The organism is Natrinema soli, assembly GCF_028618695.1.
The window spans coordinates 1-4,007 of record NZ_JAQIVI010000766.1 but is presented as its reverse complement, the minus strand read 5'-3'; the positions used below and the strand labels follow the sequence as shown (position 1 = coordinate 4,007).

The window sequence follows — 4,007 nt, the reverse complement described above, 5'->3', positions numbered from 1 at the left end:
GGCGGCCGCGAACGCCGCTGCGCGCTCGTTGAACCGGCGGCGGACGCAGCGCGAATTCACCGTTTCGACCCCGTCGACGGCGTCCGCGAGCGCGTCGAGGTCCGTCTCGTAGTACTGTCGCAGCGCGTCGAACGGGTGTGAGAGGACGGCAACGCCGCCCTGCTCGTGGACGTCGTCGACCACCGTCAGCGGATCCGTCTGAGGCGGTGCCTCCGCGACGTCGAGTGCCAGAAGGTGGCCCTCGGTCGTCGTCACTTCGACCGCGGGGATCACCTCGAGGTCGTCCGGCGCGGCGTCCCGGACGGCATCGACGTTGGCGAGCGTGTCGTGGTCGGTGACGGCGATGCCGTCGAGCCCGGCGTCGGCCGCTGCTTCGGCCACGCGCTCGGGAGGTGTACTCGAGCAGGGCGACGCGTTCGTGTGCACCTGGAGATCGTATCGTCGTATCATGGTGGTCTCGGTGCGGGGAGTGAGGTAGTCACGTGATCGTCCCGATGAGTTGGGGCGGAACATCGTAAAGGACTGCGATAACGAGAAGTCCCCAGACGACGAGATTGACGAGAAACGGCCGGTCGCCGAAGAGGAATTTCGGGTCGCCGCCCAGATCCTGCGTGTGGGCGAGGAAGTGGTAGCGAAAGGCCGCGAAGACGGCGAACGGGAGCGTGGCCATCATCCACATCCCGCCGCGGTAGAACGTGTAGAGCGAGTAGGAGACGACCAGCGCCGCGAGGACGACGACGAGCAACTGATCGAGCGTCTCCTCGGTGTACTCGGCGAGGGTAGCGCGCGCCGCGGCCGGATCGTCGCTGACGACCATCTCGTGGCGGCGCTTGCCGAGCGCGAGCATTAGCGCTCCGAGAAACGTACAGACGACGAGCCAGGGGCTCAGGTAGACATCGATGGCGACGACGCCCGCGATGGCCCGCAGGACGAATCCGATGGCGATGACCATCACGTCGACGATGACCAAGTCCTTCAGAAACGAGGAGTAAAGCGCGTTCTGGGCGAGATACGTGCAAACGACGAGGAGGAACAGCGGGCCGAGATACCAGGAAACGGTTACCCCGCCGACGAAGAGCAGGAACGCGAACGACACTGCCACGGGAATCGGGACTTGACCGCTGGCGATGGGACGGTGTTTCTTCCGCGGATGGTTGCGGTCCTCCTCGATATCGAGGATGTCGTTACCGATGTACGTCGTGCCCGCGATGGCACAGAAAGCGACGATTCCGAGGGCAACGTTTGTGACGGCGGCCGGATCAAACAGGTTCTCGGAGAAGACGAGTCCCAAGAGCAGAATGCTCTGCTTGTACCATTGCCAGGGGCGCATCTCCTTTACCAGACCGGAGACGGTTCCGACGAACCGGTTCTGGTTCGCATAGGCGCGGGCCATCTGTCTATCTCCCCTGCCACACAGGCCGGCAAAAAGGCCCGGCTTGCTTTTACTGACTTGCGTCGATAGGTCGGTCTTAAACGGTGATGATCAACAGAGAGATGCTCGTTTAAACCGGGGGTGGTAGTATTAGTCGCGGCGGTATACTGTTTCGATGAGAAAAACCGAGAGACCGGAGTCCGATACCGTCTTTCGGAGACGATGCAACCATCCTGCGCGACGAGCGGGAGCCGCTCGATCGGGCAACGGCGTAGTTGTCGCGAGCGGAAGTGAACCGGTAGATCATTGCAGCGTGAACCACTGCTCGGCTCGCGGGCGAATGCTGCAATTTTACGATGACAACTGAGTACTCACCGCACCTCGAGCGTGCGCCTTATCGCGCTCCCGTCCCTCGGTTTCACGGACGTAAGAATCCTTAGAACAGCATAAGACTCGGTAACCGCCGATACACTATTGAGGCACCGTATTGACGTCTCGTGTGATATCACGATGAGCGATAGTGAGCGCGCCAGCGACGACTCGAGTGGCTCAATTCTCGTCACGGGTGGAACCGGGTTCCTCGGCCTTCACGTGTGCCAGTACTTCCGCGATCAGGGGTGGGACGTCACCGCGTTCGACCTCAAGCCGTTCGAGGCGGAAGACGATACGGACGCCATCGACTTCGTCGAGGGGGACGTCCGGAACGAGGAGGCCGTGGCCGACGCGCTCGAGGAGAGCGGCGCCACCGCGGTGGTGCACACGGCGGCTGCGCTCCCGCTGTGGGACGCCGATCGCATCCGCGAGACGACCATCGACGGGACGCGAAACGTGCTCTGGGCGGCGAAAGAACACGACGTCGAGCGGGTCTGTTACATCTCCTCGACCGCGGTGTACGGGACCCACGACACGCACCCCATCACCGAGGAGTCACCCTTGGATGGGGTCGGAGCCTACGGCGAGGCCAAGATCCAGGCCGAAAAGGTCTGTCAGGACTTTCGTCGTATGGGACTGTGCGTCCCCATCCTCCGGCCGAAAACGTTCATCGGTCCGCAGCGCCTCGGCGTGTTTCAGGTGCTGTTCGACTGGATCGAAGACGGCGCGAACGTTCCGCTCGTCGGTTGGGGAAACAACCGCTACCAGTTGCTGCACGTCCACGATCTCGTCACCGCCATCGAACTGCTGCTCACCGGCGACGAAGAGGAGGTGAACGACACGTTCAACGTCGGCGCCGACGAGTACGGCACGATGAAAGAGGACTTCCAGGCCCCCATCGACTACGCGGGGACGGGCAAGCGAACGATCGGGACGCCCGCCTTCCTCACGGTCGCGGTCCTCCGCGTACTGGATACGCTGAACCTCTCCCCGCTGTATCCGTGGGTCTACGAGACGGCCCACGAGGATTCCTACGTTTCCGTCGAGAAACTGAAAGACCTCGGCTGGGAGCCCGAGTACTCCAATCAGGAGGCGCTCGTGGAGACGTACGAGTGGTACCTCGAGAACTACGAGGCCGACGAGACGGCCGACGAGACCGGTCTCGACCACCGCGTCGCGTGGGATCAGGGCGCTCTCGCCGTCGCGAAGAAGATCTCGCAACGGATCTGAAATGTCCGTACGTTCACGCGTCGTGAGTCGTTCCGGGTGGCTCGTCGTCCTCGGGCCGTTCGTCGCCGCCCTGTTCGTCGCCGGCTTCGCCAGATACATGCTCGTCGACTGGCCGACGATCGCGACCGACCCTGCGTTCTTCCAGCACACGGGCTGGTACGTCCTCAACGGCGGCGTTCCGTATACCGACGTCTGGGACGTGAACCCGCCCGTTCCGTTCGGGATCGCGGCCGTTCTCTCCCTCCTCTCCGGCGGGGACATGCTCGTCCTGCACGGTCTCAGCTCGGCGTTTACGACGCTCGTCGCCGCTGCGAGCGTCCTGCTCGTCGGGTGGGTGGCATCCCTCGTCACCGAAGAGAACGCGGCGGCGGTCGCCGCCGGCCTGACGATGCTGGTCGTCCCGGAACTCTTCCTCCTCTCTCCGGAAGGGGTGCGAGCCCAGTTCTACGCGCTGTTTTTCGGCGTCCTCGCGCTCGCACTCGCCCTTCGCGACCGTCCCTTCCTCGCCGGGGCCATCGCGGCACTGAGCGCCGGTTCGTGGCAATCGGGAGGCGTCTTCGCGCTGCTGGTCGTCGGTATGGCCTACCAGCGAAGCGGACGAAGGGACGCGCTCTGGACCATCGCGGGCGGCGGCGTCGTGACCGCCGTCGTCGTCCTCGTGTTCGCGGCTGCGGGCGCGCTCGTCCCCATGTTCGTCGAAACGGTGGTCGCGACGCTGTCCGCCGGATCGTCGTACACCCTGTCCGAGCGCGTCTACTCGCTGCTGCTCGTGTTCGGCTACGGGTCGCTACTCCTCCCGGTGGCGCTCTACGGCTGGGCGCACGCCGCCATCCGCGATCGTTGGGAGCGGTGGTGGATACCGGTGGGCGGCGTGTTACTCGCCCTCCAGGTGCTGTTCGTCGACCTGGACGGCTCGACGGACGCGCTCCTGTGGCTCGCCTTCGTCGCACTTGGCGTGGCTGTCGACGTCGAGCGCGTGACGACGGTCCCCGACCGGGTCGGCGACATTGCCCGCGTCGTCAACGAGTACCGC

At 64.4% G+C, this 4,007-nt stretch carries 4 protein-coding genes; 2 read left to right on the top strand and 2 right to left on the bottom strand.

Features of this window, described 5'->3' with window-relative positions:
- Positions 1–450, bottom strand: a 450-nt coding sequence (locus tag PGX04_RS31895; RefSeq protein WP_273742145.1) for a PHP domain-containing protein, incomplete at its 3' end; no start/stop codon positions are given.
- 28 nt (positions 451–478) lie between these two features.
- On the bottom strand, positions 479–1,393 hold the full coding sequence (locus PGX04_RS31890; protein ID WP_273742144.1) for a decaprenyl-phosphate phosphoribosyltransferase: 915 nt from the start codon (positions 1,391–1,393) through the stop codon (positions 479–481).
- 489 nt (positions 1,394–1,882) lie between these two features.
- On the opposite strand from PGX04_RS31890, the gene PGX04_RS31885 reads away from it, so the two are divergent.
- Positions 1,883–2,974: an NAD-dependent epimerase/dehydratase family protein gene (locus PGX04_RS31885; protein ID WP_273742143.1), complete on the top strand. Its 1,092-nt coding sequence runs from the start codon at positions 1,883–1,885 to the stop codon at positions 2,972–2,974.
- A gap of 22 nt (positions 2,975–2,996) precedes the next feature.
- The coding region (locus tag PGX04_RS34895) for a DolP-mannose mannosyltransferase (RefSeq protein ID WP_377043824.1) at positions 2,997–4,007 on the top strand (1,011 nt) is incomplete at its 3' end.

What these genes read in the sequence shown, in the direction of transcription:
- PGX04_RS31890 (WP_273742144.1), bottom strand. Translation starts at nt 1,393, where the DNA reads ATGGCCCGCGCCTATGCGAACCAGAACCGGTTCGTCGGAACCGTCTCC.
- PGX04_RS31885 (WP_273742143.1), top strand. Translation starts at nt 1,883, where the DNA reads ATGAGCGATAGTGAGCGCGCCAGCGACGACTCGAGTGGCTCAATTCTC.